Origin of the sequence: Pseudoalteromonas sp. APC 3495 (assembly GCF_030407645.1) — a bacterium.
In the GTDB taxonomy this organism is placed as follows: domain Bacteria; phylum Pseudomonadota; class Gammaproteobacteria; order Enterobacterales; family Alteromonadaceae; genus Pseudoalteromonas; species Pseudoalteromonas tetraodonis.
In genome coordinates this window covers 53,199-77,934 of record NZ_JASDDA010000004.1, presented here as the reverse complement: position 1 = coordinate 77,934, position 24,736 = coordinate 53,199, and the positions used below count along the sequence as shown (strand labels likewise).

General features: G+C 40.6%; 23 protein-coding genes. 8 read left to right on the top strand and 15 right to left on the bottom strand.

The window, feature by feature from the left end; translation table 11 throughout:
* Nucleotides 1–7 precede the first annotated feature (7 nt).
* Both QL984_RS02700 and QL984_RS02695 read right to left on the bottom strand, forming a co-directional pair.
* Nucleotides 8–388 carry a DUF3192 domain-containing protein gene (locus tag QL984_RS02700; RefSeq protein WP_013465869.1) on the bottom strand — a complete coding sequence of 127 codons (381 nt, stop codon included), beginning with the start codon at nucleotides 386–388 and terminating at the stop codon, nucleotides 8–10.
* Nucleotides 389–562: 174 nt separating this feature from the next.
* Nucleotides 563–1,507 carry a D-2-hydroxyacid dehydrogenase gene (locus QL984_RS02695; RefSeq protein WP_138764229.1) on the bottom strand — a complete coding sequence of 315 codons (945 nt, stop codon included), beginning with the start codon at nucleotides 1,505–1,507 and terminating at the stop codon, nucleotides 563–565.
* A 440-nt stretch (nucleotides 1,508–1,947) separates the two neighbouring features.
* Here QL984_RS02695 and QL984_RS02690 point away from each other — a divergent pair, with 440 nt between their 5' ends.
* Together QL984_RS02690 and QL984_RS02685 are read left to right on the top strand one after the other, a co-directional pair.
* On the top strand, nucleotides 1,948–3,075 hold the full coding sequence (locus QL984_RS02690) for a 1-acyl-sn-glycerol-3-phosphate acyltransferase (protein ID WP_138764228.1): 1,128 nt from the start codon (nucleotides 1,948–1,950) through the stop codon (nucleotides 3,073–3,075).
* A 109-nt stretch (nucleotides 3,076–3,184) separates the two neighbouring features.
* Entirely contained in the window at nucleotides 3,185–3,430 is a 246-nt protein-coding gene (locus QL984_RS02685) for a DUF1289 domain-containing protein (protein WP_013465866.1), read from the top strand.
* Here the strand turns inward: QL984_RS02685 and QL984_RS02680 are convergent.
* Entirely contained in the window at nucleotides 3,427–4,071 is a 645-nt protein-coding gene (locus QL984_RS02680; RefSeq protein ID WP_138764232.1) for a transporter substrate-binding domain-containing protein, read from the bottom strand. The two genes, QL984_RS02685 and QL984_RS02680, sit on opposite strands and share 4 nt — an antisense overlap.
* 425 nt (nucleotides 4,072–4,496) lie before the next feature.
* On the opposite strand from QL984_RS02680, the gene QL984_RS02675 reads away from it, so the two are divergent.
* Genes QL984_RS02675 through QL984_RS02665 form a run of 3 tightly spaced genes read left to right on the top strand, consistent with a single transcriptional unit; the run spans nucleotide 4,497 to nucleotide 9,645 of the window.
* Complete coding sequence (locus QL984_RS02675) at nucleotides 4,497–4,700, top strand: DUF3283 family protein (RefSeq protein WP_013465864.1); 204 nt, start codon at nucleotides 4,497–4,499, stop codon at nucleotides 4,698–4,700.
* A 12-nt stretch (nucleotides 4,701–4,712) separates the two neighbouring features.
* The gene (locus QL984_RS02670) at nucleotides 4,713–5,114 is read left to right on the top strand and encodes a GNAT family N-acetyltransferase (RefSeq protein ID WP_064663420.1); all 402 of its coding nucleotides are present in this window, start codon (nucleotides 4,713–4,715) and stop codon (nucleotides 5,112–5,114) included.
* Between the two features lie 25 nt (nucleotides 5,115–5,139).
* The gene (locus QL984_RS02665) at nucleotides 5,140–9,645 is read left to right on the top strand and encodes an EAL domain-containing protein (RefSeq protein ID WP_138764227.1); all 4,506 of its coding nucleotides are present in this window, start codon (nucleotides 5,140–5,142) and stop codon (nucleotides 9,643–9,645) included.
* 24 nt (nucleotides 9,646–9,669) lie between these two features.
* Here the strand turns inward: QL984_RS02665 and QL984_RS02660 are convergent, their stop codons facing one another.
* The gene (locus tag QL984_RS02660) at nucleotides 9,670–10,614 is read right to left on the bottom strand and encodes an ion transporter (RefSeq protein ID WP_138764226.1); all 945 of its coding nucleotides are present in this window, start codon (nucleotides 10,612–10,614) and stop codon (nucleotides 9,670–9,672) included.
* Nucleotides 10,615–10,622: 8 nt separating this feature from the next.
* On the bottom strand, nucleotides 10,623–13,289 hold the full coding sequence (locus QL984_RS02655; RefSeq protein WP_028835638.1) for a bifunctional acetate--CoA ligase family protein/GNAT family N-acetyltransferase: 2,667 nt from the start codon (nucleotides 13,287–13,289) through the stop codon (nucleotides 10,623–10,625).
* Nucleotides 13,290–13,669: 380 nt separating this feature from the next.
* Between QL984_RS02655 and QL984_RS02645 the strand changes: the two genes are divergently transcribed.
* Nucleotides 13,670–14,386, top strand: coding sequence for an SIMPL domain-containing protein (locus QL984_RS02645; protein ID WP_033102537.1), 717 nt, complete (start codon nucleotides 13,670–13,672; stop codon nucleotides 14,384–14,386).
* Here QL984_RS02645 and QL984_RS02640 read toward each other — a convergent pair.
* The 8 genes from QL984_RS02640 to QL984_RS02605 all read right to left on the bottom strand — a co-directional run bounded on the left by QL984_RS02640 (nucleotide 14,378) and on the right by QL984_RS02605 (nucleotide 21,361).
* Nucleotides 14,378–15,037 (bottom strand): hypothetical protein, encoded by a 660-nt coding sequence (locus QL984_RS02640; protein WP_058155240.1) that lies wholly within the window; start codon nucleotides 15,035–15,037, stop codon nucleotides 14,378–14,380. The genes QL984_RS02645 and QL984_RS02640 overlap by 9 nt on opposite strands.
* Nucleotides 15,038–15,141: 104 nt before the next feature.
* Complete coding sequence (locus QL984_RS02635; RefSeq protein ID WP_033102538.1) at nucleotides 15,142–16,974, bottom strand: DUF885 domain-containing protein; 1,833 nt, start codon at nucleotides 16,972–16,974, stop codon at nucleotides 15,142–15,144.
* Between the two features lie 37 nt (nucleotides 16,975–17,011).
* Nucleotides 17,012–18,148 carry a radical SAM family heme chaperone HemW gene (gene hemW, locus QL984_RS02630; RefSeq protein ID WP_128583158.1) on the bottom strand — a complete coding sequence of 379 codons (1,137 nt, stop codon included), beginning with the start codon at nucleotides 18,146–18,148 and terminating at the stop codon, nucleotides 17,012–17,014.
* On the bottom strand, nucleotides 18,145–18,744 hold the full coding sequence (locus tag QL984_RS02625) for an XTP/dITP diphosphatase (protein WP_069439858.1): 600 nt from the start codon (nucleotides 18,742–18,744) through the stop codon (nucleotides 18,145–18,147). The genes hemW and QL984_RS02625 overlap by 4 nt, the downstream gene beginning before the upstream one ends.
* A 2-nt stretch (nucleotides 18,745–18,746) precedes the next feature.
* Nucleotides 18,747–19,190, bottom strand: a complete 444-nt coding sequence (locus QL984_RS02620) for a DUF4426 domain-containing protein (protein ID WP_128583159.1) — start codon at nucleotides 19,188–19,190, stop codon at nucleotides 18,747–18,749.
* 58 nt (nucleotides 19,191–19,248) lie between these two features.
* On the bottom strand, nucleotides 19,249–19,782 hold the full coding sequence (locus tag QL984_RS02615; RefSeq protein ID WP_138563999.1) for a YggT family protein: 534 nt from the start codon (nucleotides 19,780–19,782) through the stop codon (nucleotides 19,249–19,251).
* Between the two features lie 26 nt (nucleotides 19,783–19,808).
* Complete coding sequence (gene proC / locus QL984_RS02610) at nucleotides 19,809–20,630, bottom strand: pyrroline-5-carboxylate reductase (protein WP_013465853.1); 822 nt, start codon at nucleotides 20,628–20,630, stop codon at nucleotides 19,809–19,811.
* Between the two features lie 17 nt (nucleotides 20,631–20,647).
* Complete coding sequence (locus tag QL984_RS02605) at nucleotides 20,648–21,361, bottom strand: YggS family pyridoxal phosphate-dependent enzyme (RefSeq protein ID WP_013465852.1); 714 nt, start codon at nucleotides 21,359–21,361, stop codon at nucleotides 20,648–20,650.
* A 2-nt stretch (nucleotides 21,362–21,363) separates the two neighbouring features.
* Between QL984_RS02605 and QL984_RS02600 the strand changes: the two genes are divergently transcribed.
* Together QL984_RS02600 and QL984_RS02595 are read left to right on the top strand one after the other, a co-directional pair.
* Nucleotides 21,364–22,404 (top strand): type IV pilus twitching motility protein PilT, encoded by a 1,041-nt coding sequence (locus QL984_RS02600; protein ID WP_013465851.1) that lies wholly within the window; start codon nucleotides 21,364–21,366, stop codon nucleotides 22,402–22,404.
* A 9-nt stretch (nucleotides 22,405–22,413) separates the two neighbouring features.
* Complete coding sequence (locus QL984_RS02595) at nucleotides 22,414–23,550, top strand: PilT/PilU family type 4a pilus ATPase (RefSeq protein WP_013465850.1); 1,137 nt, start codon at nucleotides 22,414–22,416, stop codon at nucleotides 23,548–23,550.
* A gap of 56 nt (nucleotides 23,551–23,606) precedes the next feature.
* On the opposite strand, the gene ruvX is transcribed toward QL984_RS02595, so the two are convergent.
* Nucleotides 23,607–24,056, bottom strand: coding sequence for a Holliday junction resolvase RuvX (gene ruvX / locus QL984_RS02590; RefSeq protein WP_013465849.1), 450 nt, complete (start codon nucleotides 24,054–24,056; stop codon nucleotides 23,607–23,609).
* 17 nt (nucleotides 24,057–24,073) lie between these two features.
* A complete protein-coding gene (locus QL984_RS02585) occupies nucleotides 24,074–24,631 on the bottom strand; it encodes a YqgE/AlgH family protein (protein WP_013465848.1) in 558 nt (185 codons plus the stop codon).
* Between the last annotated feature and the right edge of the window lie 105 nt (nucleotides 24,632–24,736).

The window sequence follows — 24,736 nt, the reverse complement described above, 5'->3', positions numbered from 1 at the left end:
TAGTTACTTAGTTTGTCAGCATTTGCAGTGCTGAGGCACCAATACCAACTAATTTATCATTTTTAAATACCAACGGTGTGCATTCATCTTTAGTCATTTTACCATCTGAATGGATGCTGTGCGTTGCATAAAATAAGACTTGGTAAACATCCTCTTCTTTTTTGAGTAATTCGGTGAAGTCAGGTGTTTTTAGGGTTTTTAATACCGACTGATAAGAGCTATCCATTGCCAAGCCTGAAATAATTTCACGATTATTCTTATGTGTTGCTTGCCAGCTAGAAGAACTATTACCAGCCCAATGACCTTCCGCTTCGCCATCGGATACAGCAATAACACAGCCAGTTAAAAAAGGAGCGGTGAGGGCGGCGATTAAAAGTGTTTTTTTCATTTTTTATTATCCTAGATGATTAATTACAGACTTTAGAGCAAAGATTAGGCCATTTTTTTAATCCTTAAAAATCAATTGCTTATTTTTAAAGTGATTTTTGAGTTAGTGGCTTTTTTAAGAAATAAAATTAAAAAGCCACTTTTTAGTTATTTTGACTAACTTAATTTAACGGCATTAAACCAAGCGATTACGCGACTCTTGTTGACTAAATGCAGCGATATTTAAACTCACTTCTTTAACCAAGCGCACAATAGATTCGGTACTGGCCCACGCTATATGTGGGGTTAGTAGTAAGTTATCTCCCGTGTAATTGGCCAGTGGATTGTTGTGCTCAGCAGGCTCTTTGGTTAGTACGTCAACACCTGCACCAGCAATCACATTGGTTTTTAAGGCTTGTGCTAAGTCGGCTTCGTTAATGATCCCCCCGCGCGCGGTGTTAATAATAAGCGCAGTTGGTTTCATCATTTTTAATTCATTAAGCGTAATTAAGTCACGCGTTTCATCATTAAGTGGGCAATGTACGCTGATAATATCCGCTGTTTTTATTGCGGTTTCAAAAGGCGTGCGTCCTTGGCGACACTCAGCACCTTTGCGCTCTGCAACAATGACATGAGCACCAAAGGCTTCAGCCACTTTAGATACAGCATTGCCCAGAGTTCCCCCACCAATAATGGCTAATGTTTTACCCTGAATGTCATTAAAGCTGTAATCAAGGCGACAAAACATTTCACTTTTTTGCCATGCGCCTTGTTGGCAGTCCGCTTGGTAGCGATGAGTATTGCCTAATAAGTTAGTAATTAACGAAAAGGTATGCTGCACAACCGAGGGGGTTGAATAACCAGCAACATTGGTTACCGCAATGCCTAAATCTTTCGCGGCATTTAAATCAACATTATTGGTGCCGGTGGCACTAACACAAATAAGTTTGAGTGATGTTAATTGTGCCATGGTGTCACGATTAATCACTACTTTATTGGTGATTAACACCTTTGCATTTTGGCTATGTGCTAGCACTTGCTCTGGGCTAGTTAGCTGATGCACGGTAAGCTTTCCCAGTGCTGAGATACAATCAAGTGAGGTGTTTGCCAGTGTAGCGTTATCAAGAATTGTTATGTTCACGGTGTGTCCTAATAGTGTATGTGTTAAGGGAATAATAACCCCTGTACGCAAAATGCTTGTGATAAAAAGAGTATCATCTATTTGAATGTTATTGGGTTTATCATATTGCGTTTACATTAGCAGTTGTAGAGCCATATTTAAATGTGGTCTGCCCACTGACGGTTAACTTGCATGTTATTATGATCAACTGCCTTGCTAAGTTAACTTGAACAAAGTGCTGTTAGTAGGGTCTACCCATTTAAATTAATAATTAATAGCCATAGTTTATACGTATGCGTTGTTAGCAAGACAGCTTGGCTCGGCGTTAAACTATAACGCTATGAAAACTCAGTAAATCGAACTTTAGTATTGCTAGTTTCGTATTTTTGATTGAGTTATAATCAAAATCAGACACAGCGGGGCGTTTTAACGCGCCGTTTTTAACTTTGTAGATGCAGTAAATGATTGAATTAGAAGATAAGTACGCAGATATAAGACCTTACAATGACGATGAAGTTGCCGCCTCATTAACGCGATTAATTAATGATAATGCGTTCATTGATGTAATTGCAAAATACAATTTGCCACGCTTTATATCCGCAGTTGGGTTTTTAGCACGCGCTATAATAAAGCATCAGTTGCGCAAAAAGTGGGGCAAAGTTAAAACGGTTGAAGATGTACAAAATGAAGTGGCACATTACTTAAATAAACTAATAAAACGTACCACCTCAAAAGTCACTTTTTCTGGCTTAGAAGACTTAGACCCTAATCAAGCCTATCTTTTTGTTTCAAACCACAGAGATATTGTACTTGACCCTGCACTGGTTAATTGGGGCTTATTTCAGCATAAAATGAAAACAGTGAGAATTGCGATTGGCGATAACTTGCTGCAAATTCCTTACATTACTGAGCTTATGCGCTTAAATAAAAGTTTTATTGTGAAACGCTCAGCAAAAGCCCCAAAAGAGATGTTAAAAGCGCTGACTCAGTTATCGGCTTATATTTATGATTCACTCAGTAGCGGGCACTCAATTTGGATTGCACAAAAAGAAGGGCGCGCTAAAGATGGGGTTGATCAAACTGATCCTGCGCTTTTAAAAATGTTGCAACTTAATGGCCGTAAACAAAAGAAAGAATTTGGCGAATACATTAAAGAGCTCAAAGTGGTGCCGGTTGCAATCTCTTACCAATACGAACCATGTGCAATTGCCAAGGCAAAAGAGCTATATCATAAACAACATCATGGCAAGTATGTTAAATCGGCGGGTGAAGATATTGCCAGCATTGTTGAAGGGTTTAGTTCAGCCAAAGGGCATGTGCATTTATCGTTTGGTCAGCCCATTGAGTCAGGTTGTGACAGTGCCGATGAACTGGCAAAAACCATTGATAAGCAAATTATTGATTCGTTTTACTTACACCCAGGCAACTTTATTGCTGCTGGCTACACTGAGGCGGTGATCAATAAAAATGACGCAGCACAGTTTGAAGAACGTTTGGCCAAGGTGCCAGAAGAGTTAAGGGCTTTGGTTTTAGCTATGTATGCCAAGCCATTTCATCGAAAAACACAAGTAGATGAACAAAGCTGTTAGCAGTAATTAACAGTTTAAGCTAACAACAAAGCAGCAATTTATTTGCTGCTTTTTTTTTGCACAAAAATAGCGCTATACTCAGGCTATGCTTTTAATACCGGAGGGTAAAATGCAACAAATTGAAATATTTGATATTCCTAGCCCTTGTAAAGGTATTTGCTTAGTTAATAATCGCGGTTATTGCAAAGGCTGCTATCGCAGTCGCGATGAACGTTTTTCTTGGAATTCGTTAACGAATTCCCAAAAGAAAAAAGTATTGAGTTTATGCCAGCAGCGCTATAAACGTTACTTACAGCAAAAAAATAAAGTGGCACAATCATCACCGCAAGCAGATCAACAAGGTTTTGATTTTTAAAACTGTAGGTTGTATTTTGACCTGAGTTTTGCAACTGTGCCGTTATTGTGTAACTTATCCAGTGTTGCTTCTAGCTGGGAAACAATATCCGCATGACTGTTATGTAAATAATGATAAAGCGGGTAGGTTGCAACTACTTGTTTTTCATAGCAGCCTAAAGAGGGGGGAATGGTTTTATTTGCCATCGCAAAATCAATAAGTAACGCTCCTTGTACTTTTTGCTGGATCAGTAAGTTAAGCTGCGTATTATTATTTTTAACTTCAATTACCTTACCTTGAAAATCAATACTGTCTAAATATCGCTGTTGCACAGGGTAACTGGAAATAATGGCAACGCTATCTATGGTTTTAGTGGAGCTGGGCTCACAGCGTTTATAAAGCTCAAGGTTAAATTTAAAGAGTGGATAGTTAACTCGAATTAAATTTTTATAGGCACGTTCAATACTGATATCGCGAGCAAGCTGCCCATCTAACATGCCATTATCTGCTGCAAATAATGCATTTTGACGATTAAAATCGACAATATTTAGTTTAAAGCCCATATCTGCATAGGCCAATTGTAATAGCTCAATGGTATAGTTTGCTTGTTGAGTGTTTTGCGGGCGATTAAATGTGTAGCTATAACTGTGCGCAAAAGACATATTACTAAAAACTAAGCACAGTAATACCAGCAATCCGTTAAAGCGTTTAAGCACGTCAGTATTTCCAATTAATTGCGGCAAGATAATAAGCAGCCATAGTAACAAATTGTCTGTCTTTTGCACAGTTTGCATTAGTAATCTTGCAAAAGTTACCACCAACAATTATTGATTACGTTGAATTATTTACAGTCGCTTATTTTTATTAGTTATAGAGTTAGTTTTTTATAAGTTTAAACGTATAATCTACGTTTTATTGAGCGAGGGGCTGTTGACCTTTGCGGATGAAAATTTGTTCAAGCTAGGGGCGCTCGGCGCGACTTGTTTAACCTAGTGGGCTAGTAAAAGCCTCCGTGTGCTGCTCACGGCCCTTACCTGTATTCATGCAGGCAACAATAAGTTTATAGCCCCTAATAATTGGAGTGAATATGAGTTTTAATCTGTGTAACTTGCCGCGAGAGCAAAAGTATCAAATTCAGTTAGATTACGAGGCCTCATTTTGGGCTTATCAAATTAAGCGCGGTAAAAAAACGCGTGAGCAAGTGTACGACACTCTGCATAGTCGTCCTGTTGCAGAGCAAGGTGTTTTAAAACAAAAATTTGAGCAGTATTTGGCAATTATGCTTAGCTAGGGTTTGCCTACTATGCTTGTAATTAAACAATTAGAATCAATTAAAACGCCCTTAGTTAATAAGTTTTATACGTTACATCACGTCCGCGGCCGTGCTAACAAACAGGATCAAGTCTGGGTCGCTTACGATAATAATACGATTATTGCCGCCTGCCGGTTACAGAATAAGCCCACTTTTTTATTTTTATCAACGGTGTTCGTGGCTCCTTCTTATCGTTCAAAGGGGGTGGCAACCCAGTTATTAGTTGCCCTTTTAAATGCGCAAACAGAACCTGTTTACACCTTTGCTTATCAACGCCTTACTGATTTTTATCAAGCACTTGGTTTTAACCAAGTGTTAACATATACTCCTGCATTATTAACGCTATTTGATGCTTATAAGCACCGAAATATTACCGCATTGAAATATCAATAAAACATAAATTAGTAATAGGACAAGCATGGGTATGAGTATTAATGGGTTTATCACAGCCATATTTGTGCTGTTTATGCTCATAAGCGTTGAAGTAACAGCGCAAGTAAAACGATTATCCCCAAGCGAAGGCTTATCTCAAAGTTACGTTAATACCATGCTTATCGATAACAATGGGTATTTATGGCTCTCTACTGAGGGAGGCCTTAACCGATACGATGGCTATCAAGTTATTCCAATCAATGGCCCAAATGGTGAGTTAGAAGAGGCGATCATCGATCGCATATATCAAGACCAACAAGGGCATATCTGGATTGCCTCCTTATTAGCAGGCTTGTTTAGATACGATCCGAAAACGGATACCTACCAACAATACATAGAAAAACCTGTCACAGAAGAGCAAATACTACAGCAGTCCGTTTTTACTATGTTAGCCACCGATGATAAAACCTTATGGATTGGACAAGGCCGAGAGTTTGCAAAACTCGATATAGACAACGGCTCTATTACCTCCTTATTTACACTTCCTGAGCAATTTGAAAATGCGTTTGTGCGTACTTTGTTTCATTATAACGGTTATATTTTTATAGGTAGCACAGACGGCGCGTATGTTTTTAACATCGCAACACAGCAGGTAAGGCCACTCGATCACTTGAGCGAAACGGATGTACATATTTATCAAAATAATGTGAAATCATTTGCGCTAGGTAATAACAATCAGTTGCTTGTAGGTGCGGTTAAGGGCTTATACGCTGTTGATATTAGTAATTTAGAGGCAATGTTTAACAACCGCGAACAATCATTTACAAGCCAAAAATTACTGGCCGATTTGAATGTTTGGGATATTGATAATCAGCAAGGAGTGCTCGATTTAGCAACAGATAAAGGCCTGCTTTGTTTTAATTTAACTACTAAAAAAGTGGTAAAAAATAAACGTATCCAACAGAGTAAGTACACCCTCGCCGATAACAGTATTATTGATATGGTGAAAGATAAATCGGGCGGAATGTGGCTAGCCACTAAAACCGATGGTGCGTTTTATTTATCGGGCGACAATTACAAGTTTTATAATGTAGAGGGAAATGCACTGGTTGGGGATGGTTTATCACATCATTCGGTATGGTCAATTAAGGAGTTCCAAGAAAAGCTATGGTTAGGCACACACAATGGTTTAACTGCGGTTGATTTAAAAAGTAATCACTCAAAGGTGTATTTAAAAGATTATAAAGTCGATTTACTGACCACAGAGTTTACTATTTTCAAAATTATGCCTTACAAAGATAAACTCTGGTTGCACTCAAACCGAGGATTATTCATTTTTGACCCGCAAACTCAGCAACTTACCCAACCAAGAACTAACAGTCCTACCAATCAGATTTTTTTAAATGATTGGATGCATGGCCTGACATTGCTACCAAACGGGGATTTGTATTTTGTACACCCAGATCATGGTATGTTTAAATATAATATTGATAGCCGACAATTAGTTCACTTAAAAGGCGAATTAGCACAATTTGACCCTTTTTTAGCGCATGGCTTTTTACCCCCATTACCGCACCAACCCGAGAAGCCATTATTTTTTAGTGGTGGCGTTTTATATCAATTTAACCCCAATGATTTAAGTTTAAACACCATTTATAAAGTGCCAAAACACCATGAAAATGTAGCCGTTAGTATTCTTTCCTACGTGGTAGGTGGGCAAGGCATACTTTGGCTATCGTTATCTAATTTTGGGCTGATTGGTATAGATGCAACGACCTATGAGTTAGTGCACACAATTGATTTAGATAAAAATAAACTCGGCACCTTGTTGTACGATATGGTTCTTGATGAAGAGGGAATGATTTGGATGAGTAGCCATAAAGGCATATGGCGACTAAATCCTGAAACAATTCATTTTCAGCAATTTACAACATCAGATGGGGTGCTCTCTGCTGAGTTTAATAATGGCGCTATGGCTAAGTTAGCGGATGGTCGAATTGCCTTCGGTAGCCTCAAGGGTTTTACCTACTTTGACCCTAAAGACAATAAAAATAGCCAAGGTTTATTAGATCAGGTCAATATCACGCGCATCAACTTAATGTCTCGGGACTTGTCTATAAATTTACAGCAGCCATTAAAAAATATCACTTTAAACCATGATGATATCGGGCTTGAGATTGCATTTTCAGCGATGTCATTCAGCTTCCAAGAGCGCATTATTTATGAATATCAGCTCGATAAAGGTAAAAAAAGTTATACCCGAAATAATCGGGTGGTGTTTCCTAAATTAAACCCAGGCAGTTACCAGTTAAAAGTCTGGGCAAAAGATCCACTGACCGGCGACTATACTGCGCCAGCCACGTTAAATATTAAAGTGAAATATCCGCTATGGCGTGCTCCATACTTTTTAGCGCTTTATGCCATTTTATTGATCACCATAGTGACTGCATGGGTAATGAGGCGCAACAAAATACAGCGTATCTTATTGGCAGCACACAAAGAAAGCCAAGACAGTGAGGCGCGTTTAAAGCTTGCACTAGAGGGAAGTGAGTCCGGGGTATGGGATTGGCAGGCGAGCCAGTTAAATATTTATCAGCCTAGATTAGTCAACGAATTAGGCTACGAGGATGACTCGGTGAGTTTAGATGACTACCTAGAAAAAATTCACCCTCAAGAGCGTGCTATTTTTAGGTTGGAGTGGTTAGAATTTTTATCAACAGATAAAGGGTATTTTAATTGTACCTACCGATTACGCCACGCCAAAGGTCATTGGCGCTGGTACAAAGATTTTGGCAAGGTGGTTGAATGGGACAAAAAAACGCCGCAAAAAGTAGCCGGTACGTATACCAATATGACACGCGAAAGGGTGTTTGAAGAGCATGCGCGGTTATTTACCGCCGCGTTTGAACAAACCCGAGATTGGGTGTTTATCTTAGATAAAAACTTTAATATACGTGCCTCAAATAAATCGCTGCAAAGCGCTTTTGGCTTATCAGCAGAGCCTCGTTCAACCCGTGCGCTTAATTTGGGAATGTCCCGCAGTAGCTATTTTGATTATTTAAGAATTATGCAAAAGCTTGAAGTGGGCGAACATTTTTCATGTGAAGACACTGTCGTTCTGGCAAACAAAGAGCAACGCCATGTACTGGTTAAAATAAGCGCTGTAGCTGATGAAAGCCAAAGGCTGAGTAGTTTTGTGATTATTTTAACGGATATTCATGCACAAAAGTCAGCCGAGAGCGAACTGCATATACTAGCTAATTACGATTCACTTACTGGGCTGCCAAACAGAACCTTGTTTAACGACAGAGCTATACATGCCATCGATCAGGCGCGCCGCCATCAGTGTAAAGTGGCTTTGTTACACGTTAATATAAAACGGTTTAAGTATTTTAATGATTCATTTGGCACAGAAAACGCCGATGAGATAATAAAGCTGGTGGCAAACCGCTTGAAAACAGCATTACGTCCTTGTGATAGCGTCGCGCGTTTAGGCGGTGATGAATTTGTAATTCTAGTTGAAGATATTCAGCAAATAGAAGAAGTATTACTTATATGCACCAAACTAATGGATTGCGTGAGTAAAGACATTGTTATGAACCAGCAAAGCGTCAATGTGCACCTAAGTATTGGTGTGGCTATTTTCCCTGATGATGCCGCGCATTATAAAGCACTATTGAAAGCGTCAAATGTAGCGCTTTATTATGCTAAAGATGGCTTGGAAGGGTGTTATAAGTTTTACAAACAAGAAATGAATCAACGTGTTGAAAGAGCGATGCATTTAGAATCACAGTTGATCAAAGCTTATCATGAACATGAATTTTGTAATTATTATCAACCCATTATTAATGCGTCTACGCAAAAAACAGTGGGCTTTGAGGTGTTACTACGCTGGCCTGATAATCAGTTAGCGAGTACGCAAGAGTTTGCAAACGTAGCTGAAAATATAGGTTTAATCACTAAAATAATGCTACAAACATTTAAGCGTGCTTTGGTGCAGTTAGCTCGTTGGCGTAAAGTGTGTCCTGATCTATACCTATCAATTAACCTCTCAGCACTGGATTTTGAATTTATCGGACTCGTCCCTGAAATTCGCCAAGCACTAAACAATGCAGCACTGCCGCCCGAGGCTATTGTATTTGAAATAACAGAGTCTATTTTAATGCGAGACTCAGAACATGCGCTTAAAAATATGGACTTATTAAAGCAACTAGGCTGTAAGTTGTACATGGATGATTTTGGAACAGGGTATGCCTCGTTAACTTATTTGAAGCGCTTTCCGATTGATGTATTAAAAATAGATCGCAGCTTTGTGCAAGATATTGGTATTGATTCGGATAACGAAGCGATTATTCAATCTACACTAACTTTAGCAAGCAGTTTAGGTAAAGAGTGTATTGCTGAAGGGGTTGAAAGCGCACATCAGTTGGCTTTTTTAAAAGCGCAAGGTTGTAGCTACTTTCAAGGTTACTTGTTTAGTAAAGCGGTGCCTAAAGAGCAGGTGCTTGAGCTTATTGAGCACGATTGGCATCCTGTATTCTCACAAGCTTAAAGCGCCGCTTAATACATTATTTTATTAAGGACGCTTACCACAGTGACGGCAAAATAAGTGTGAGCTGCGTTTATTTAGCTCCGCTTTTATTGCTTTATTGGCCTCTAGTTTACTTAGCCCTAGTTTGTAGCGTAACTCCTCAAGGTGATGCATCTGCTCATCAGTGAGCTTACCATCGGTTATTTTCTCGTGGGTGGCATCTTCAAATAGCTGGCGACGTTTGCGTATTTGCTCTGAGAAACTCGACGCTAATAAACCGGTTGGTATGGCAACCATCCCCATACTCACCAAAGTGATTACGCCACCAAATAGTTTACCAATAGGCGTTATAGGCACAACATCGCCATAACCAACCGTGGTAAGGGTTGCCATTGCCCACCACATTGCTGCAGGAATAGAGCCGAACTTGTCTGGTTGAATGTCGTGCTCTAATAAATAAATACCGCAAGAGGCTAAAATAAGTACCACAGACATAATAAAAAATGCCGCCAGTAATGAACTCGACTCATCAATAAACGCCTGCAATAACAATTGCATTGCTCGAGAATAACGAGTGAGCTTAAATACTCGCAACAACCGCAGTACCCGTAAAAAACGCAAATCGATAGCAAAGAAAAACATTAATAAACTAGGCAAAATGGCAATTAAATCGATAATTGCCAGTGGTGATAAAATATATCGAATCCGTTTTTGTGAGTTTGAGCAATTCATGGAGGCGTACTTTACGCGATCGACACAGGTCCAAGCACGTATTAGGTATTCAGCACTAAATATAGCCACTGATACCAGCTCCAAGATTAAAAACTCGCTATAGTACTCGGTTGCGATGCTGTGCACCGACTCAAGCACAATCGCCACCACATTAATCATAATTATGCTGATCAGTATGACATCTAAAATGTGTCCCGCTCGCTGATACTTACCTGACGCTTCAAATACTTGGTTTATGGTTTGTCTTAGTTTACGCATAGTACCTATTACAATGTGAGCAGCATATTGATACTGCCTTCTTCAAAATCACGACTTATTTTAAACCCGAGTTTACGAGCCAACTCAATCATGCCGGTATTTTCTGGCAGGGTGATACCTTCAACCGTTTTCACGCCTTGGCGTCTGCAGTGAGAAATAGCCGCGTTCATTAAAATACGCCCTAACCCAAGTCCTTGGCAATCAGAACGTACCACAATGGCAAACTCTGCTTGTAAGTTATCGGGATCCATAATCACTCGCGAAACCCCTAATGTGTGCTGTTGCTCGTCTTGTGTTTGGGTAACAATAAACGCCATCTCGCGGTCGTAATCAATTTGCGTCATTTTAGCGAGTTGATCATGGTTAAATTGTGGCAATTCACCAAAAAAGCGCTTGTATCTATCTTCTTTGCTTAAGGAGCGGTCAAACTCTTGATGTGCCTGCTCATCTTCTGGTTTGATTGGTCTGAGCGTTGCTAAGGTCTTATTTTTTAGGGTCACCGTTTCAACCAACTCAATAGGATAAGGGCGGATTGATAAACGTTTTCGGTGCGCCTGAACCTGATACTGATTTAAGTTCATGGTGGCATCAAGGACTAAAAACTGCCCATTACTGGCTAAAATAGGATTTAGCTCTAATGAGGTGATATCGGGTTGATCAACAACGAGTTGAGAAATTCGGGTCAGTAGCGCACATAAACGATATTTATCTACTTTTTCTGGCAGAATGCGATCTTTAAGGACTCCCTTATCATGGGCGGCGGCAATTAAATATTTAGCTAGGTTCATATTCAGTGGTGGCAAGGCCACCGCCGCTTGAGCGTACTCAAGCCCTGTACCAGCTTCACCTAATAAAATAACTGGCCCAAAATTAGGCTCTGTTTTAATGGCTATGCGCAGCTCATTGGCACCTGCTCTAGGCGCCATTTTTTGTAACGAAAAGCCATCAATAATAGCATCAGGGTAGGTGTTTTTTATTCTTAACAGCATGGCAAATGCCGTTTGTTCTACCTCTTGCGCATCATTGAGGTTGAGTACTACGCCACCGACTTCAGACTTAGAGGGAATGCTGGGGCTCATCAACTTTAATGCGACCGGAAAACCTAGCTCTATTGCTTGCTCTTTTGCCTCAGTAGGGGTGTAGGCTACTTCAGTTTGGATACAGTCTATACCGTAGCTACTTAAAATTTGACTCGCTTGATGGGTTGATAAGTAATGTTGCTCATCATTTAAAAACTCTTTAATAGCTGCTTTCGCTGCTACTTTATTAATAGTCGCATCATCGGTGTTTGATTCTGGCGTTTGGGTTAAATGTTTTTGGTTACGACGATAGCTTACTAAGTGCATAAAGGCACCTACTGCGCCTTCTGGGGTACGATAGGTCGGAATGGCGTTATTTGCGCAGATGCGTCTGGCTGCGAAGGCGGCATCTTCTCCCATGAAATTAGTGATCACATACGGGCGTGCCATTTTTGGTAATTTGTTCAGTGCCTCAACAATAACCTGAGCGTAATTTTCACTCGGAGCCAATGCCGATGGAGTATGAATGATCAGTAAGTTTTTAACTTCTTTAGCATTAAGCAGTATTTCTAATGCGTGTTTGTAACGCACTGGCGCAGAATCGCCAAATATATCGACAGGGTTTGATGTTGTGTCTGAATGTGGGATCACTTTATTGAGTGCTTCGCGCGTTTCATCACTAAGCTGAGCAAGTTTACCTGAGCTTTGAATAAGTTCATCAACGGCCATCACTCCAGGGCCGCCGCCATTAGTTAATATAGTTAGCTGCTCTACTTGCAATAATTTGGGGTGCATTGCTAAGGTTTGAGTGGCGGCAAAGAGTTCACGCAAATCATTTACTCTCAACATCCCTGCACGTTGAAACATGGCATCATATACTGCATCTGAGCTTTGTTTTCCGCCGGTGTGTATTTCAGCGGCAAGAGCGCCTGCACTGGTTCTGCCCGTTTTAATGGCAATAACGGGCTTAGAAAATGCCGCCGCACGCGCGGCAGAAATAAAGCTGCGAATATCATTAATGTTATCTATGTAAAGTAGGATAGCTTTGGTTTTAGCATCGCGGCCTAAAAAGTCGAGTATTTCGTCAAACTCAATATCTAAACAATCTCCCATTGATACAAAGTATGAAAAGCCAATTTCTTTATTTTTAGCCCAATCAAGAATCGTTGAGCAAACAGCCGCTGATTGCGACACAAAAGCCAGTTTACCTGGCGTGGCAACAGTGTGCGAAAAACTCGCGTTTAAACCTATGTGCGGAATAAGTAACCCTAAGCAATTTGAGCCAAGCAGCGTCACTTTATGCTTTGCAGCGTTATCTTTAAGTTCTTGTTTTTGAGTACTTGTTAGACCATCAGCAATAATAATAGCGCTATGACACCCCAGCGTACCTAGCTGTTCAATAATTTTCATTAAGGTGTTTTTATTGGTACAGATAACGGCTAAATCAGGTACTTTGGGAAGGGCTTCAATACTTGGGTAAGCCAATACGCCATGCACTGCAGTATGATTGGGTGTAACAGGCATGATGGGCCCTTTAAAGCCCCCTTGTAATAAATTACGCATTACCACATTACCAGCCCGAGTAGGGGTGTTTGATGCCCCAATAACAGCGACTGAGCTTGGATTAAAAAACTGGCTAATACGTTTTAGACTCATTGCGTTTCCTTGGCTGATTAAGTTTTGCTATCTATACCTTCTCAATGTAACCTGTTTATAGTGTTTTTTCGAGCGTGAACGTGCTTATTATTGATATTAGGGTCTGTTGACCTTTCAAGGTTAAATTTGCAGCTGTCTGTTTGGTATTTAGGCAAGGCAGAGCCTATGTGGTGTGGTTATTCCCCATAAATAGGCGATAACGCAGCATCAATGCCAAACAGGCGCTGCCCGAAGGGTTCTGCCTAGGGGCGATTTACTCTTTGTTGCTCGGTTTTTACTTAGCCCACTAGGTTACAAACCTCGCGCCGCGATTAAACCGCCCCTAGTTTGAACAAATTTTAATCCGCAAAGGTCAACAGACCCTAATCAAGGAGACTAAGGTGAATAAAATATCGAATGTAACCGTTGTTATGGCAGCGGCGTGTTTAAGCATTGGCCTAATTGCATTGGGTTTTATTATAAAAGGGGCTGCGCTTGATATTAAAGGGATGGAGCGCACGGTGCAGGTAAAAGGATTAGCTGAACGTGAAGTTGTGGCTGATACCGTTATTTGGCCTTTGCAGTTTAACGATGCCGACAACAATCTTGAAAAGCTTGTTGAGCGAGTTGAGCAAAAAAACGATGCGGTGATTGCCTTTTTAAAGTTACACGGCTTTGATGATCAAGAAATATCGAAAGGCACTCAATCTATTATAGATAAGCAAGCCCGTGAATACGCGAATGATAATCAAAAGTTTAGGTATGTTATTAGCTCAAATATTATTGTTTACTCCAATGCTCCTGATAAAGTTAAAAACGCACTGAGCAAAGTGAGTCAGCTAGCTAAACAAAATATAGCTATTGTGCAAGACAACTATCAAACCCGTATTGAGTATATTTTTACTGGGCTTAACGATATAAAACCAGCCATGGTGCAAGAAGCCACAGAAAAAGCCCGAGAAGTGGCAGATAAGTTTGCTAAAGATTCAAATTCACGCTTAGGTAAAATTAAAACCGCTCGCCAAGGGCAGTTTAGCATTAGCGATCGGGATTCAAACACGCCGCAAATTAAAAACGTACGTGTTGTTACCAGCGTAGAATATTACTTATCAGATTAGAGCCGCCACTTGTTCAGTAGAGCGCTGTAAATAAGCGGCGCTCAGTAGCAAGGTTATCTCGCTTGGGGGATTATTTTTTAATGCCTCAAGTATTTGTAATTTTGCTGCAGGATTTTGTTTTTGCTCAATTTCCATTAATGCGAGCAAGGCCGAAAATTCATGTTTTACCGGAATGTTTGGCTTATGTGCATAGGCAATATAACTGGCAACCGGAGTGAGCCCTTGCTTATTTGTATGTGCTAACGCATGTAGTAACTCTTCGTTAGATTCAAATAACATTAACGAGCGAACATAGTTAAAAGGCAGTTGTGTGGGCATTGCTTGCTTAAATACATTATGCAGGGCGTTATTGCCAGTGTCGTCTGTACTAATAAACCCCTTATTTAATTTAAGTGCAGGCGTAAAAAAACTCAGCGCATCTAAACTGGTTAGTTTTTCAATAAACGGCGCTGGTGGCGTATTAGTGGTTAAAATACGCACGGCGATGTTTTGCATAAAATCGTATTTAATACTCATGCGTAGCGCACTTTCAAACAGGTAATTAAGCTGTATTACTTGCTGTGCCTCAGTGAGCTTTTTAAAATCGTTATCTAGCTCATCAAACTGCTGTTGTTTAATACGCGCATTGAGTAGCTGTATGCTTAGATCCATTCTGTTCTCCTTGAATTCCAACTTTATCCTAGCTTAATTTTTTGCTTTATAAAACAAAAGGCCGCAATTGCGACCTTTTATACCTTTAAGTAAATACTTAAAAATTAAGCTTGTTTGCTGGCAATCCACTCATTAACGAAGTTTTCTAGTACGTTTAATGGTACAGGGCCATTTTTAAGAACTACATCGTGGAATTGGCGGATATCAAACTTATCGCCAAGTTGCATTTTAGCATCTTCACGTAGTTCTAAAATTTTCAGCATACCTACTTTGTAAGCCGTTGCTTGAGATGGCATTACAATGTGACGCTCAACCATTTTCACACCGTCAGAAGTGGCGTTAGGGGTGTTGTTAACGTAGTAATCAATACCTTCTTGACGAGTCCACTTCATTGCGTGAATACCGGTATCTACCACTAAACGACATGCACGCCATAATTCCATGGCTAAGCGACCAAAATCTGAATACGGGTCTTCGTAAAGGCCCATTTCTTTTGGTAGTAATTCTGAGTATAACCCCCAGCCTTCAATGTAGGCTGTGTAACCACCAAATTTACGGAACTTAGGTACACCTTCAAGTTCTTGTGAAATGGCAATTTGCATATGGTGACCCGGAATCCCCTCATGATAAGCCAAGGCTTCCATTTGGTAAGTAGGCATTGCTTCCATGTCGTATAGGTTGGCGTAGTAAATACCTGGGCGAGAACCATCTGGCGCAGGTTGTTGATAAAACGCTTTACCTGCCGCTTTTTCACGGAATGCTTCAACACGTTTTACAATCATGTCGGCTTTTGGTTTTACAATAAACAGCTCATCTAAGCGTGTTTTCATGTTATCAATTAAGCCTTTAGCTTCACTTAGGTACTGTGCTTTACCAGCTTCAGTGTTAGCTAAATAAAATTGCTTGTCGGTTTTCATAAACTGCATAAAGGCGTTTAAGTCGCCCTCAAAACCGACTTTATCTTTAATGGCACGCATTTCATCATGAATACGTGATACTTCAGCAAGGCCAATGGCATGAATCTCTTTTGCTGTAAGGTCTGTGGTGGTGGTGCGTTTCAGTGCGTTATTGTAAAACGCTTCGCCATCAGGGAATTTCCAAGCACCGTCACGGTCATCAGCACGTTTTTCTAGCTGTGCAATGTAGTTAATTAACTTAGAGTAAGCAGGTTTAACCGCTGTTTTTAATGCTTCAGTCGCTTTACTAATAAGTGCATCTTTTTCAGCTTGGTCTATTTCTAAGGCATTAACTTTGCGTTTAAAGTCAGCTAAAAGCGTAGAATCTTCACCTTGTTCAAACGGCGCACCTTTAATGATGTTTTTGCTTGAATCAATGACGTGTGGAAATACAAATTTAGGCGCGATGATGTTTTTATCGGCGCGAATTTCTAAGCCAGTAATAAGCTGATCAAATACACCCGGTACCCCATTTAAACGAGCAATGTAATCGTTAGCTTCTTTTACGTTGCTAATTTGATGCTGGTTGATTAAAAAAGCTGGCACCATAGAGTGCGTACCAAACATTTGGTTTACAGGGTAGTTATGGTAACGCCATTTGAAATCAGCAATGCTGGCTTCTAAATCTTGTTTTTTTAAATCATAACTTACTTGGGTTGCTGTATCTAATTGCGCACGATTAATGCTGTTGAGTGTGACCAAATCGGCTTTAGCTTGTGCCAAGTCTTTAAGGGCTTTTTCTTCGCTGTTGTCATCCCATTTATCGTAATCTTTTTTGATGCCCATGTAGGTTTGATAAACCGGGCTGCTCATTACATCACGATTAAAAGTGTCTTCAAAAAAAGCATTCGCTTTGTCAATTTCACTTTGAACAGGTTGAGCTTGAACCGCAGGTGCAGGCGTTGATTGTTGTGTTGCTTGTTGGCAACCTGCAAGCAGTGCCACACTAATGGTGGCAGCAATTAGAGTAAGTTTACGCATTCGTTTCCCTTTTGTTGTTAGAAACCTATTATTGTCACTAAACAAATAACGCAAGTAGATCATTTAAAAAACGTTGCCCTTGGAGTGTAACGTGCCAGTGGCTGTCTGTTTTTGTTAGTAAACCGGCATTAATGGCTTTATCTAGTGCATGCTGTTGGCTTTGCAGTGGTTGCTGCGTCAGCGCATTAAAATCATTTATAGGGCATGGCTCTATTAAACGAAAGCGATTCATAAAAAATTCAAACGCTAAGTCGTCTTGCTCTACTTGCCAGCTTTTGTACAAGTAGGGTTTAATAATATCCATATAGCCCCGAGGGTGTTTTACCTTTTCAGTGCGTGTTATCACCCCCGTTTTCGCATCAGTAACCTTACCATGAGCGCCGCAGCCAATGCCAAGATAATCGCCAAACCGCCAATAATTCAAGTTATGTTGGCATTGATAGCCAGGTTTTGCATACCCTGATATTTCATATTGCTGATAGCCAGCTTGTGCTAATAATGCTTGGCCTTGCTCTTGAATATCCCATAAGGTTTCATCTTTTGGCAAAGTCGGCGGTTTTGAAGCAAATTGCGTATTGGGCTCAATGGTGAGCTGATACCAAGAAATATGCGGTGGATTGAGCGCAATAATTTGTTTTAAATCACTCAGTGCATCATCAAGAGACTGCCCTGGTAAGCCATGCATTAAGTCAAGGTTAAAGCTATTTAACCCTGCTTCACTGGCTTGCTGTGCAGCATAACTGGCTTCATCGGCACCATGAATTCGACCTAGGGCTTTTAACTTATCGTCCTGCATGCTTTGCACGCCGATAGAGATACGGTTAATGCCTGCTTTTACATAATCTTTGAAACGGCCAGTTTCTACTGTGCCGGGATTTGCTTCAAGGGTTATTTCACAGTTATCGCTTAAGCCAATTAGGCTATCTACTTCCTTGAGTAAACGGGTGTATGCCGCGCCGGTTAATAGGCTTGGTGTGCCGCCACCTATAAAAATACTGTGAATCTTACGCCCTTGTACTAAGTGTAAATCAGCTTTTAAATCGTCGATTAAATGCTGCACATACTCAGCTTCAGGGATGTCACCTTTTTGTCCGTGGCTGTTAAAGTCGCAGTAAGGGCATTTTTGCACGCACCATGGCACATGCACATATAAACTCAGTGGAGGAAGGTTCACAGGCCGCCTTTGTGTTGTAGCTCTTGCAGTAACATTTTAAGTGCTTGCCCACGATGACTCAGTGCATTTTTTTGCGCTTTTGTCAGCTCTGCACTGGTACAATTTTCTGATGGCACAAAAAAGATAGGATCGTAGCCAAAGCCACCTTCACCGTGTTGGCTAAGGGTAATTTCGCCCTCCCAGCTAGCACTGCAAATAAGTGGGGTAGGGTCGTCCGCGTGACGCATCAGTACTAACACACACCAAAAACGAGCGCGTCGGTTAGGGTTATCGCCTAAATCAGCCAGTAATTTATCGATATTATCTTGATCACTTGCGCCTTTACCTGCAAAGCGAGCAGAGTAAACACCGGGTGCGCCATTTAAGCTATCAACTTCTAATCCCGAATCATCAGCAATAGCCGGTAATCCAGTTATTTTAGCTGCATGACGCGCCTTAATTATCGCGTTTTCTACAAACGTGGTGCCTGTTTCGGCCACGTCACTGACATTAAAGTCGCTTTGTGGTACTACATTAATATTAAGCGAGCTGAGCATGTTAGCCAGCTCATTTACTTTGCCGGGATTGCCGGTTGCAAGTACTAAGGTGTTGGTCATATTTAATCTACGTAAAATTTTTGCTGAAACTTTAATGTTTGGAACTGGTTACCTTGTTGGATTTCAATTTCAAAACGTAAAATTTCTTCGTTGGTGTAATCTACTTGTGCTAGGTAATAAACAGAATCGCCTTCAACGACTTCTTTAAAGTTGAGGCTTTGTTTATTGCCTAATAAATTTCTAGCGGTGCCTTGTAATGTCGCTTTTTGCGCTGTTTTATCAGTATCATTTTTTAAGATGGAAATATTAACAATACCTTTGTAGCCACTGCGTTCCAAGTCATATGTTTTGGCTATTTGTGGCTGAATAAACGTTGATGGAAAGGCTATATAATGAACTTGCCAAGGGCCTAGTTCTTTATATTGAGCGCCTTGTTCTTGTGCGCTGTGCGCATTAAATGCTAAAACGAGACAAGCAATAAAACAAAACTTTATTAAACGTTGCATAGTTAACTCCTGAGTATGTAAAAAAGAGGCACTAGGCCTCTTTTATATTACGTTATGCTTAAGCTAAAAGGTCCATTAGCAGCATTTGTAAAAACTGAATGCCGATGATTAGTACCAGTACCGATAAATCTAATCCCCCTAATGGCGGTAAAATTTTACGGATGGGCTTTAACATTGGCTCAGTAAGCTGATGGAATACCGCTTCAATTGGGTTATAGCCTTGGCTTACCCAGCTTAAAATAGCGCGGATGATTAATACCCAAAAGACTAAATTTAAACCTTCTTTTAAAACAGTTATTAGCGCCTGTATAAGCACAGGCTGAATAGCCCAAGAGCTATAAATAAGCCACATTAGGGTACTTATTTTTGCCGCAGCCACTATAAATGCCAGCAACAAAGAGGCAAAATCAAGCCCGCCTAGCCCTGGAATGATTTTTCGCAGCGGGTTAACTGCAAACGAAGTGGCTTTGACCACAAATTGGCTCATTGGGTTGTAAAAGTCGGCTTTTGCCCACTGTAGCCAAAAACGCAGTAGTACCACCATTAAAAATAGATCAAACAAGGTGCTAATTAAAAATTGCATGGCATTCATAGTATAACCTTCAATAAAAAATGGTTTTAAAGTTCTTGTTCCATTTGCACTGCACGCGCAATACACGCATCCATTGCATCGCCTACGGTTTTAGTTAAACCTTGTGCTTTTAAATGCTCAACGGCTGCATGCGTGGTACCGCCTTTTGATGTCACATTTGAACGTAATTGTGAAATGCTAATATCAGTTTGGCTAAGTGCCATTTCAGCTGCACCAAGGGCGGTTTGCTGCACTAAGCGGCGTGCGTCTTCATCACTAAACCCAAGCGCTTTGGCTTTTTCTTCAATGGCTTCCATAAATAAGAAAAAGTAAGCCGGTGAAGAGCCGGTAACAGCAATCACGTCGTTTATTTGCGACTCTTTTTCAACCCATACAACGATGCCTGTACATTCAAATACTTGCTGTACAAAATCATGCTCGCTTTGGGTTTCGCCTGCACCATATAAGCCAGATACACCACGGCCAAGTAATGATGGCGTATTTGGCATACAACGTACCATTTTTACATCTTGACCAAGCATTTCACGTAAGCGCTTAACGGTTAAGCCTGCCGCGACTGAGATAAATAATTTATCGCTAAAGTCGACACCTGAATCTTGAAATGATTGGCATAAATCGCCCATCATTTGTGGTTTAACAGACAAAACAATGACATCGGCATCGCGCATAGCTTCGTTATTGTCACTGGTGGTTTGCACTTTGAAATCGGCAGCTACCTTAGCTAGTTTTTCTTGGTTGCGGTTAGTCGCAATAATATTATTTGCGTTAAAGCCGTTTTTTACCATGCCACCAATGATGGCGTAGCTCATATTACCTGTGCCTATAAATGCGATTTTTTTATCTGACATATGTCTGTTATCACCTTTTAAGTTCGTGTTCCAAAAATATCTGTGCCGATCCTCACCATGGTTGAACCTGCCGCTATGGCAGCTTCTACATCGTTACTCATCCCCATCGACAACGTATCTATATGAGGATATTGGGTCTGTAGTTTATCAAAGCAAGTTTGTAATTGCTCAAAATATTGAATTTGCGTGTTTGTATCGTCACTTTTAGCGGGAATAGCCATCAGTCCGCGCAACTGTAAATGGGCACATTGATCTATATATTGCGCCAGCTCAGTGATTTCATTGGGGTGACAACCAGACTTTGCTTCTTCTTCGCTAATATTCACTTGAATAAGTACATTCAGTGGTGGCATTGTCTCAGGTCGTTGACTGTTTAATCGCTTGGCTATTTTAAGTCTGTCTACACTTTGCACCCAAGCAAAATTGGCAGCGACTAAAGCACTTTTATTTGACTGAATAGGGCCAATGAAATGCCAAACAATATCGCTAAATGTGTCTAGTTGCGCTATTTTATCTACAGCCTCTTGAACATAAGATTCACCAAATTGACGTTGCCCTTGCTCATAAGCTGCCATAATATCAGTAGCGGGTTTGGTTTTAGATACTGCAAGTAACGTAATATCGTTACTATTACGTTGTGCTTTGTGCGCTGCCTCTGCAATTCTAGCGTAGGCGGATGTGAGTCGTTCTGCTATTGTAACCATATATTTATCAGTTAGTTGTGGAGTCATAAATGGATATCACCGAATTATTGGCATTTAGTGTGCAACATAAAGCATCAGATTTGCACTTATCATCAGGGGTATCACCTATGATACGTGTTGATGGCGATGTGCGACGTATTAATATACCAGCACTTGGAGATAAAGAAGTCAGCAGTCTGGTTTATGACATTATGAACGATAACCAGCGTAAGGACTATGAACAAAATCTCGAAGTGGATTTTTCTTTTGAAGTCCCTAATTTAGCACGTTTTCGTGTAAATGCCTTTAACTCTAATCGTGGCCCTGCTGCTGTGTTTCGTACTATCCCGAGTGACGTACTCACTCTTGAAGATTTAGGCGCACCTGAAATATTTAAACAAATTTCAGATAACCCACGAGGCCTAGTGTTAGTCACGGGCCCTACAGGTTCAGGTAAGTCGACCACGCTTGCGGCGATGGTCGATTACATTAACCAAACTAAGCATCATCATGTGCTGACTATTGAAGATCCTATCGAATTTGTTCACGATAATAAACTCAGCTTAATTAATCAGCGGGAAGTTCATCGTGATACACATAGCTTTTCTAACGCACTACGCAGCGCACTCCGTGAAGACCCTGATGTTATTTTAGTGGGTGAGTTACGAGATTTAGAAACTATTCGCCTTGCTATGACCGCTGCGGAAACCGGTCACTTGGTGTTTGGTACTTTGCATACGACCTCTGCACCTAAAACCATTGACCGTATTATTGATGTATTCCCTGGCGAAGAAAAAGATATGATCCGCTCTATGCTCTCTGAGTCATTACGTGCAGTTATTTCGCAAACACTGATAAAAAAAGTAGGGGGAGGGCGAGTGGCTGCACACGAAATTATGTTGGCAACGCCTGCTATTCGTAACTTAATCCGTGAAGATAAAATTGCACAAATGTATTCATCAATTCAAACAGGTGCGTCGCAAGGCATGCAAACCATGGATCAATGTTTAACAAGCTTAGTTAACCGTGGCATTATCACTCACTCAGCGGCGTATACAAAAGCGCAAGATAAGACGCAGTTTAGCGCTTAAGGAATTATTATGACTTTATCTTTAAATCACTTTTTACAAATAATGATCGACAAAAAAGGCTCTGATTTATTTGTATCGAGCCAACTTCCTATTAGCGCTAAAATTAACGGCGAGCTAACTCCTCTTAATGACGATAAATTAACAGATGAGCAAGCGCTAGAGTTAGTCGAATCAGCGATGAGTGAAAAACAAAAAGCAGAGTTTCATAACACTAAAGAATGTAACTTTGCGATTGCAACTAGCGAAGGGCGCTTTCGTATTTCGGCTTTTTGGCAACGCGACAGAGCGGGCATGGTTATTCGTCGAATTGTCACTAAAATACCCGATGTTAAAGAGCTTGGATTACCCTCTGCATTGACCGATGTGATTATGTCAAAGCGCGGACTCGTGTTATTTGTAGGTGGTACGGGAACCGGTAAATCAACGTCTTTGGCGGCACTTATTGGTTATAGAAATCGCAATCAACGTGGGCATATTTTAACCATAGAAGATCCGATTGAATTTGTGCATGAACATCAAAAAAGTATTATTACCCAACGTGAAGTGGGTTTAGATACTGAAAGCTTTGAATCGGCACTTAAAAGCTCTTTGCGCCAAGCGCCTGATGTTATTTTAATTGGTGAAATTCGTTCGCAAGAAACCATGGAATATGCGTTGAGCTTTGCAGAAACGGGTCATTTATGTGTTGCCACCTTGCATGCTAACAATGCTAATCAAGCTATTGACCGCATTATGCACTTAGTACCAAAAGAAAAGCACGATAAGCTTAAATATGACTTAGCATTAAATTTACGCGCTATCATTGCTCAGCAACTTATTCCTACCTCTGATGGGGAAGGGCGTGTTGCTGCCATTGAGGTATTACTTAATACGCCAATGGTCAGTGAGCTAATTAAAAACGGTAATATTGGTGGCATTAAAGAAACCATGGCTAAATCAACAGAGATGGGCATGCAAACCTTTGACCAAGCGCTGTTTGAGCTTTACAGACAGCAACGTATTAATTATGCCGATGCGCTGCATCATGCGGATTCGCCAAATGACTTACGCTTGATGATTAAACTACGTAATAACGAGCAACAAGGCGCAGGCTTCTTACAAGGTGTGACCATTGATGGCCTTGATGACAAAGGCAATATGACTTAGTCTTAACCCACATAAAAAAAGCGCCTTAGGCGCTTTTTTTATGTGGGTTAAGTTCTTTATTCACCATAACTGGCTTCAAAAAAGCTCTCTAGAATGATCACCGCAGACATATTATCTACGTTACCTTTACCTAAATTTTTATAGCCACCACGTTCAAATAACCGTGCTTTAGCATCAGCGGTAGTTAAGCGTTCATCTTGAGTATGAACTGCAATGCCGTAATGGTTGTGCAAACGATTAGCAAATTTTTTAGCTTTAAAGGTAACCTCTTGTGAGGTGCCATCCATGTTTAGCGGTAACCCGACAACCATTAAATCGGGTTGCCATTCTTTTACTTGCACAGCAATGTCATCCCAATTAGGGATGCCATCTTGGGCTTTCACCGCCTTTAAGCTGGTCGCACTGCCAGTGAGCTCTTGACCAATAGCAATACCAATACTCTTGGTACCAAAGTCAAATCCCATAACGGTGCGCTCACCCTGCGGCTTTACTGTTTTTTTAGTCATGTATATCTTTTATGTTATTAAGCATGTCCGGCTTCGGGGCTTAATTGGCCAATATCAAAACCAAGCATAGAGACTGCCATTTCCCAGCGTTTTTCTACTGGAGTATCAAAAATTATTTTAGGATCGGCTTTAATGATCAGCCAGCTATTGTCTAATAGCTCTTGCTCTAATTGGCCTTGTTCCCAACCGGAGTAGCCTAAAGTAATAATAAATTGCTCGGGTGCTTGGGCTGTGGTTAACGTGGCTAACACATCTTTTGAGGTTGTGATCATAATATCACTGCTCAACTTTTGGCTTGCCGAGTACCCAGGTTTAGGTGAATGTAGCACAAAGCCACGGTCTGTTTTTACCGGCCCGCCAGCAAACACAGTCACTTGCGCGGCATGTTGAGATTTATCGTTATCAATATCAATTTTGTCGAGTAACTCACCTACGGTGACATCAATCGGCTGATTGATCACCAATCCCATAGCGCCTTCTTCGTTGTGTTCACAAATATAAGTGACGGCACGTTTAAAAAAAGGGTCTTGCATTGATGGCATTGCGATTAAAAAGTGATTTTCTAATGACTGCATAAGTTTTACCCTTTTAGTTATTGAATCTTGAGTATGGCATAGTCCCATGTTTTAACACTAAAAATTTATTCGAGTTTTCAGCGATGACACGATAAGCGTCATCGC

Coding starts and splice junctions, on each gene's coding strand:
- QL984_RS02700 (WP_013465869.1), bottom strand. CDS start 388: ATGAAAAAAACACTTTTAATCGCCGCCCTCACCGCTCCTTTTTTAACT.
- QL984_RS02690 (WP_138764228.1), top strand. CDS start 1,948: ATGATTGAATTAGAAGATAAGTACGCAGATATAAGACCTTACAATGAC.
- QL984_RS02685 (WP_013465866.1), top strand. CDS start 3,185: ATGCAACAAATTGAAATATTTGATATTCCTAGCCCTTGTAAAGGTATT.
- QL984_RS02680 (WP_138764232.1), bottom strand. CDS start 4,071: ATGTCTTTTGCGCACAGTTATAGCTACACATTTAATCGCCCGCAAAAC.
- QL984_RS02675 (WP_013465864.1), top strand. CDS start 4,497: ATGAGTTTTAATCTGTGTAACTTGCCGCGAGAGCAAAAGTATCAAATT.
- QL984_RS02670 (WP_064663420.1), top strand. CDS start 4,713: ATGCTTGTAATTAAACAATTAGAATCAATTAAAACGCCCTTAGTTAAT.
- QL984_RS02665 (WP_138764227.1), top strand. CDS start 5,140: ATGGGTATGAGTATTAATGGGTTTATCACAGCCATATTTGTGCTGTTT.
- QL984_RS02660 (WP_138764226.1), bottom strand. CDS start 10,614: ATGCGTAAACTAAGACAAACCATAAACCAAGTATTTGAAGCGTCAGGT.
- QL984_RS02655 (WP_028835638.1), bottom strand. CDS start 13,289: ATGAGTCTAAAACGTATTAGCCAGTTTTTTAATCCAAGCTCAGTCGCT.
- QL984_RS02640 (WP_058155240.1), bottom strand. CDS start 15,037: ATGGATCTAAGCATACAGCTACTCAATGCGCGTATTAAACAACAGCAG.
- QL984_RS02635 (WP_033102538.1), bottom strand. CDS start 16,974: ATGCGTAAACTTACTCTAATTGCTGCCACCATTAGTGTGGCACTGCTT.
- QL984_RS02625 (WP_069439858.1), bottom strand. CDS start 18,744: ATGACCAACACCTTAGTACTTGCAACCGGCAATCCCGGCAAAGTAAAT.
- QL984_RS02620 (WP_128583159.1), bottom strand. CDS start 19,190: ATGCAACGTTTAATAAAGTTTTGTTTTATTGCTTGTCTCGTTTTAGCA.
- QL984_RS02615 (WP_138563999.1), bottom strand. CDS start 19,782: ATGAATGCCATGCAATTTTTAATTAGCACCTTGTTTGATCTATTTTTA.
- proC (WP_013465853.1), bottom strand. CDS start 20,630: ATGTCAGATAAAAAAATCGCATTTATAGGCACAGGTAATATGAGCTAC.
- QL984_RS02605 (WP_013465852.1), bottom strand. CDS start 21,361: ATGACTCCACAACTAACTGATAAATATATGGTTACAATAGCAGAACGA.
- QL984_RS02600 (WP_013465851.1), top strand. CDS start 21,364: ATGGATATCACCGAATTATTGGCATTTAGTGTGCAACATAAAGCATCA.
- QL984_RS02595 (WP_013465850.1), top strand. CDS start 22,414: ATGACTTTATCTTTAAATCACTTTTTACAAATAATGATCGACAAAAAA.
- ruvX (WP_013465849.1), bottom strand. CDS start 24,056: ATGACTAAAAAAACAGTAAAGCCGCAGGGTGAGCGCACCGTTATGGGA.
- QL984_RS02585 (WP_013465848.1), bottom strand. CDS start 24,631: ATGCAGTCATTAGAAAATCACTTTTTAATCGCAATGCCATCAATGCAA.